Origin of the sequence: Legionella lytica (assembly GCF_044626755.1) — a bacterium.
In the GTDB taxonomy this organism is placed as follows: domain Bacteria; phylum Pseudomonadota; class Gammaproteobacteria; order Legionellales; family Legionellaceae; genus Legionella; species Legionella lytica_A.
On record NZ_JBGORX010000010.1, the window covers coordinates 90,615 to 97,199 of the forward strand.

The following is a 6,585-nucleotide window of genomic DNA, read 5'->3' on the forward strand; positions in this document are numbered from 1 at the left end:
ATTAGGGGTATTTAAGCCATAATGGCTATTGAGAAAGGATAGAAGAAATGTGCTTAGAAACGGATAAAAAATTAAACTAATAAATCCGTTTTCATACCGCATTTAATTCGGTACAAACATGCTCAACAGGCTTTCCTGCAAAGCGGTCTGCAATCCATGGAATATATAAAAGTTCTGCAGCTGCGGGAGTGGTGAAGTGGTTTTGATTTCCAGGAAGTTTCACCCGGATTACTTGCCCACCTATTTTGCACATTTGCTTCAAATACAGCTCGCCCATAACTGGAGGTATGGTTGTATCATTTGTTCCCCAATAAATAATCACTGGAGCAATTGGAGCAACCGGGTTAACACTACCTTTGATGGTTGCTTTGACCCAAGCTAGAGCGTTCTTGATATCAGAGCGTAAAAAGTTCTTATAGTGATTGCCATAATTAAAATTTAAAGTGTCGGAAGCACTGTGCATGCATTTTCTTGCCATGATTTGATTTACAGTATCAACCCCCTCATCAGTTAAGATATCGCTTAGTTTCAGTTCAGGAAATGCTGCCACCATTCCCCAAAGATTTTGAGCATAATGCGTGAAATTAAAAACATTGGCACTGAATAAGTTACTGATATATTTTAGATGTTCCGAAGCATCCTGTTCTGTTTTAACTTCCACGGGAAATGTGGCGGCCATATCGTAAGGTGCCATAGCAACAAAACCGAGAATTTTTATTTTGTCATTAACCGAATCGTTTCCTTCAAGATAATTCCGCAGCCCGGCGGCAGCAAGAGTTGCGCCTCCACCTTGAGACCACCCATAAACGATTGCCCGAGCACCCGCTTGCGCTTCCTGTAATTGGGTAGCAGCCCTAATTGAGTTAATAATATCGTGGGCCTGAGTTGCGGCAACCGTATATTGATGCTTCCCACCTCCTCCTAGGCCTTGATAATCTGTTGCCACAATGACATAACCCGCTTTAAGGAATGCCTTCATTGCAGGCAAACCAAAATCGGTCCAAGATGTTCCATTCATTAAGAAATACTGATTCAATGGCTGAGCTGGATCCAGTACTTGTGATGGACCACAATTTTGCGCAGTTCCTGTTGTACCATGAGCCCAAGCCATAACAGGTCGATTAGGAGAATCGGTTTTTGGTGCGACTAAAATACCAGTAGCTATGGTTTTATTCCCATTCACATCAGAAGAAAGGTACGCTATTTTCCACGCTTGAGCTCCAGAAACACTAGTCGCTATAGATTCATATTTGATTAACGACCCCAGTTTGCCATTAGGAGGGGCCGAAGGTAGAGTATTATAAAACCCGCTCATGCTGACAGGACCAAAATCAGCAGAAGCATGAGCAAATCCTGATAATAAAAAGAAAAGACTAAGCACTAATTTTCGTGAACGCTGCAATTTCATATCCTTTAAAAATGCACATTTATCTTAGAATCATGAGAGTAGCATGCAGGGAATATGAAAGTCACTAAACTCTAGAATGCAAACCGATCTCGCCTTAGTTTAGTGCTAAACTCAATGTAATTGATTAAAGGAGAAGCAAAATGGATTTGCAATTAAAGGGAAAAACCGCGTTGGTCACTTGTTCTACTGCAGGTATTGGTTTAGCAATTGCCAGCTTTCTAGCTCGGGAAGGTGCTTCGGTCATTATTAATGGACGCTCAGAAGCTCGTGTGCAACAAGCAATTAATGTCATAAAAGAACACTCTCCCCAGGCAGATTTGATTTCCGCCCCAGCTGACTTGAGCAATAAAAAAGAAGTAGAGAACCTTCTTAGTAAAATCCCTAGTGTAGATATTCTGGTCAACAATGTAGGTATTTATGAAACCAAACCCTTTACCCAAATTACTGATGAAGAATGGCTGCATCTCTTTGATGTGAACGTGATGAGCGGGATTCGTTTAAGCAGGCATTATATTACGCCCATGTTAAAAAATAATTGGGGAAGAATTATTTTTATCTCTAGTGAATCTGGTTTACAAATTCCAGGGGACATGGTGCATTATGGAATGACTAAAACAGCGCAGCTAGCCGTTGCACGCGGTATCGCTGAAACCACTGCAGGAACCAATGTCACGGTAAACTCCGTGTTACCAGGGCCAACCCGTAGTGAAGGTGTTAGTGAATTCGTGACGAATATGGGAAAACAGCAAAATAAATCTAGCGCACAAATTGAACAAGAATTCTTTGCTGAGGTTCGCCCCACTTCTTTAATCAAACGTTTCGCCACCGCTGAAGAGGTCGCCAGTATGGTTGTCTTTTTATGCAGCCCTCTTTCATCCGCTACGAATGGCGCATCAATTAGAGTGGATGGGGGGGTGGTTCGTTCGATTAGCTAAACAGCTAACTCTGTGGAAGAATGGGCAGCCATTCTTCCATTCATTACTTACCTCTGTTCACAACCATTGAGGTCTGTGGATTACCAATAAGATATCCTATTTGCTTAAGCGCCTTGATGTTATCGCAAATGACTTTAATAATAGCGAGCACAGGCAAAGCAAACATTATTCCCGTGAAACCTAACAACATTCCCCCAACAATAAGGCCCAAAATTGCAGCAAACGGATTAATACTCACTTGTCTGCCAACGATGTTTGGCGTGAGGAAATTACCTTCAATAAATTGTACCAACATAAAAACAAGCAACACACCAACCGGATACCAAAATGAATCTTTGGTGAACAGTGCAAAAAACATGGGTAAGAGTGCGCCTAGTAAAATCCCAATGTAGGGTATTAAAGTGAGTACCGCTGCCATGACACCAAAAAAAATTGCATTCGCAATGCCTAAAGCAAAAAGGCCTAATATGTTGAGAGTCGCGACAATTAAAATGACAAAGAATACGCCTAAAACATAACTACTCACTACCTCTTGAATCAGGTTTAATGTCTTGGTTAGTGTTGCATGATGGTGCGAAGTAACTATTTTATATAAAAAGGAAACAAGAAATGCCCGATAGTACAAGATAAAAAATAGCGAAAGGATAAAAATTACAAAGGAAGTGATAAAATTAGTCGTTGTATGAAGGGTACTATTCATAAAAGAAACACTATTTTTTAACAAAGCATTAAGCGCATCTTTCAATAAAGAAACTTGCTGATCCAAACTAATTCCTAAAAGCTCGGTCAGCCAATTTTGTATTTTTCCAGCAAAACCCGTAAACGCACCGCCAAAAGATTGCATTTCAAAATCAATATGTCTTATTTGTGATGAGAAAAAAATGGCAAGGCCTAAAAAAACAAAGAGAAATAACATCACGGAAATAAGAGTACTTCCAAAGCGAGGGATTTTAATAGATTCCAATTGGGCAGCAAACGGTCTTAATGCTAAAGCCACAATGAATGCCGCCAATAAAGGATTAAATAGACTTCTTGAAATCACTAAGAGATAGCCAGTAAATAAAATACTACCTAAGGTATAAAAATACTTTGTTATAAAAGTCATTAACATGCTCATCTAATGGTTATGCTGCAATCAAAGCCAGTAGCTAATCCCAAAAATGCTCCATTGGCGATGCCAATATATAGAATAGCTCAAACCAATATATACAGTAAAACAACATGTTACTCTTTTATCACCTATCTACCCCTACCCTTTTACTTTAAATTAAATCATTCGTAGGCAAATCTTCATCTGCTTGTCCTGGCTCTCTCATAATTGTATACGCTTGTTTATAAGCACCAAAACTTTGTGAAGTAGCTAAAGGTATTGCTTTTGTTATTGCATTACCTATTTCGTTTGAAAGATTATCTAAATAGCTTTTACCTAAACTTTCTTCCAAGAGTGGTATCGCTTGTTCTATAGCCGCTTTAGCGTGTTCAGAAAATTGTTTCAATGCAACCACATCAATCGGTTCTTTAAATGACTCATCTTTAAGTTTTTTCAATTTCTTATGTAATAATGTCGCTACGCGGAATGCTCTGTCATTTTCGACATGACTAATATCCTCTTCAAAAATATTTAAAAGACTATTAATTTTAGTTTTTGCTTTACGTTGTTCAACAAATACATTAGACATCTCTTCAGCAGGTGCTTTTTTAATTGTTCCTTCTGAGGTGATTTCATCTCCTTCATACAAATCTTTTAAAGAAGCATTACTCATTTTTATTAATTTTTTTCCCTTTTCAGTGGTGTACAAAGCTTTCCTTGTATGAGCGCTTTGTTCAGATACTAATTTTCCTTTATCCCTAAGAAAATCCAGATCCAAATGCTTTTTGATGAAATTTTGCTCACTCACTTTGTTACGGGTAAACCATCCATATTGGGGTCCAGCGAAACCAACGGTCGAAGACTTTATAACCACATCCGCAAGAGAGGGATCATTGTGTTTAAGAAATAGCAAAGCAGCATATACTTTATTGCTATTCTGGATAGGCCCCCAAATATAAATTTCTTTCTTTCTCAGCTGCTTATTGGCGTTATAGTTAAGAAGAAACATTTGTGCCTGCCGCAGGGCAATATCTGTTTTCTGTTGCAAATCAAATTTTCCATAAGATTTATCAACAACCCGTCCTGTATGATCTTGAACTAAAAGAGCAACTCCTGTTACCTTATCTTGGCTGGCATTCTGAAATATTTTCTGCGAACGGGCTATTTCCCCCTGTTCTATTCGTGCTCCTTTGTATATACCTAAGGTTTCCTTGAGTAAGGGACCAACTTCAGTATCTCCTTTATAAGTACTTTCACATAAAGGTAGGCCTACTTCTAACATATCACTGGGTACTTTATCGTCTTTAAATCCTAAAAAACCTTCCTCTTCTATTAACAAATTAGCTTTTCTCAGCATCGAAGGCACCGCTTTGGTTTGAGATGCCTTTAAAGTGTGTAGTCGTTCTCTTGCCAAATCTACAAATTTTTTATACGCGTCTGGATTAACTAAATCCCTCACGTATTGGCGTGATAATTCTATTGTTAAATGATCATTCTTTGTGGCTTTAGTAATAGTTTTCAAAAACTCTACATTAATACTTTTTTCTATAGCCTCTTTAATAGCAGCAATTGCAATTTGATTCTTATCTAACCTTGAAACAGCAATTTTAGTGAGTTGGGTATAAACACTTTCATTTTTTAATAAAGCGATTTGCCCCTCATCCAAACCAGCACTATTCAAGTCCTTATTGCATGTTGCTAATTTAACTTTGAGCAATAGAGCTTCATCCCCCAGCCTAACTTGCTCTTTTAAAAGAGTTAGTGCATTTTTTTCTAATGCACCCAAGCGGTTTACTGCTGCCTGATTAATTTCAGTAAATGCAGCTGCATCATCCTCTAAAGCATTAACCTCTACAGCATTTAAGCCAACATTAATTAACTCTTCTTTGCTGTGAGCCACTGCGGCAACTTGTAACAAAACAGGGGCATTGCTGGCCTCAATTACTGATTTTAAAGAAAGAATCGCTTTCTGTTGACCCACTGTTTTAAGAAGGCCCGCTAAACGCTCAATTTCCAATTGTTTGAGACGCACCTCGTCTTTAATTTTAGATTCTGCCTCTTCCAGTTGATTTACTTTCGCCGTCAAGTCACGATTACTTTCATGCAGAATTTGAGCCTTCTCAATCAACTGTGCATGTTCTTCCTGCAAAGAGTTCAAGAGTTGTAAGGTGGCCTGCGCAGTCAACAGTTCAGTTTCGGTAGCCTTTTGCTGCTGCTTCAACTCCTCAACTAAACGCAGGCGCACCTCTTCACTGCTGTGATGAGAGCTGTGCAATTGCTCTTGTAAGGAGTCGTTCTGTCTATTTAATTCCAGCGCCTTCCCTTCCAAACGGCGCACGACCTCAACCTGCCTATCCAGTTCACCTTGCACGTGCTGGAGATCGTCGGCAAGATGTTGATGCCTGCTGTCTGCCAGGCGTAAACGCTGCTCTAACTCATCCAAAGCCAGTTGATGCTGTTCTTGAAGTTTATGCAGCTCAACCGTGGCTCCCTCGGAATGCTCATCTTTCTGGGCAATTATTAATTGCAGCTCATTAACTTGGCGCGCATACTCCCGAGCGGTTTCTTCGGACTCATGCTGTAATTGCTGGATTTTATCGGCGGCAGAATTCAACTCCTGAGCTTTCTGACGCAATGTTGCTTGCGCTTCATTGACGGTGCGCTGCTCATGGCGGACTAAGTCCTGTAAACGAGTTTGCTCTTTATTTAATTCTTCTACTTGGGTTTCTAAAGACCCTACTTGAGAGTACAACTCCTCGTTGCGCTGTCCCAGAAGCTGGGCTTTCTCAGTCAACTGCGTGTGCTCGTCTTGCAAAGACTCCAAACGAGTTAACGTGTCGTGGGCAGCCAATTGCGCTGTCTCGGTGGCCTGTTGCTGCTGCTTCAACTCCTCAATTAAACGCAGGCGCAACTCTTCACTGGTTTGATGAGAGCTGTGCAATTGCTCTTGTAAGGAGTCGTTCTGTCTATTTAATTCCAGCGCCTCCCCTTCCAAACGGCGCACGACCTCAACCTGCCTATCCAGTTCACCTTGCACCTGTTGGAGATCGTCGGCAAGATGTTGATGCCTGCTGTCTGCCAGGCGTAAACGCTGCTCTAACTCATCCAAAGCCAGTTGATGCTGTTCTTGAAGTTTATGCAGCTCAACCGTG

At 40.4% G+C, this 6,585-nt stretch carries 4 protein-coding genes; 1 reads left to right on the forward strand and 3 read right to left on the reverse strand.

Annotation, left to right across the window (positions count from 1 at the left end):
- Positions 1-91: 91 nt before the first annotated feature.
- Positions 92-1,408: an alpha/beta hydrolase gene (locus tag ACD661_RS15285; protein ID WP_400188736.1), complete on the reverse strand. Its 1,317-nt coding sequence runs from the start codon at positions 1,406-1,408 to the stop codon at positions 92-94.
- A gap of 140 nt (positions 1,409-1,548) precedes the next feature.
- On the opposite strand from ACD661_RS15285, the gene ACD661_RS15290 reads away from it, so the two are divergent.
- Positions 1,549-2,343 (forward strand): SDR family NAD(P)-dependent oxidoreductase, encoded by a 795-nt coding sequence (locus tag ACD661_RS15290; RefSeq protein WP_400188737.1) that lies wholly within the window; start codon positions 1,549-1,551, stop codon positions 2,341-2,343.
- Between the two features lie 43 nt (positions 2,344-2,386).
- On the opposite strand, the gene ACD661_RS15295 is transcribed toward ACD661_RS15290, so the two are convergent.
- Both ACD661_RS15295 and ACD661_RS15300 read right to left on the reverse strand, forming a co-directional pair.
- Positions 2,387-3,448, reverse strand: coding sequence for an AI-2E family transporter (locus ACD661_RS15295; RefSeq protein ID WP_400188738.1), 1,062 nt, complete (start codon positions 3,446-3,448; stop codon positions 2,387-2,389).
- 157 nt (positions 3,449-3,605) lie between these two features.
- Positions 3,606-6,585: coiled-coil domain-containing protein (locus tag ACD661_RS15300; protein ID WP_400188739.1), on the reverse strand; the 2,980-nt coding region annotated here is incomplete at its 5' end.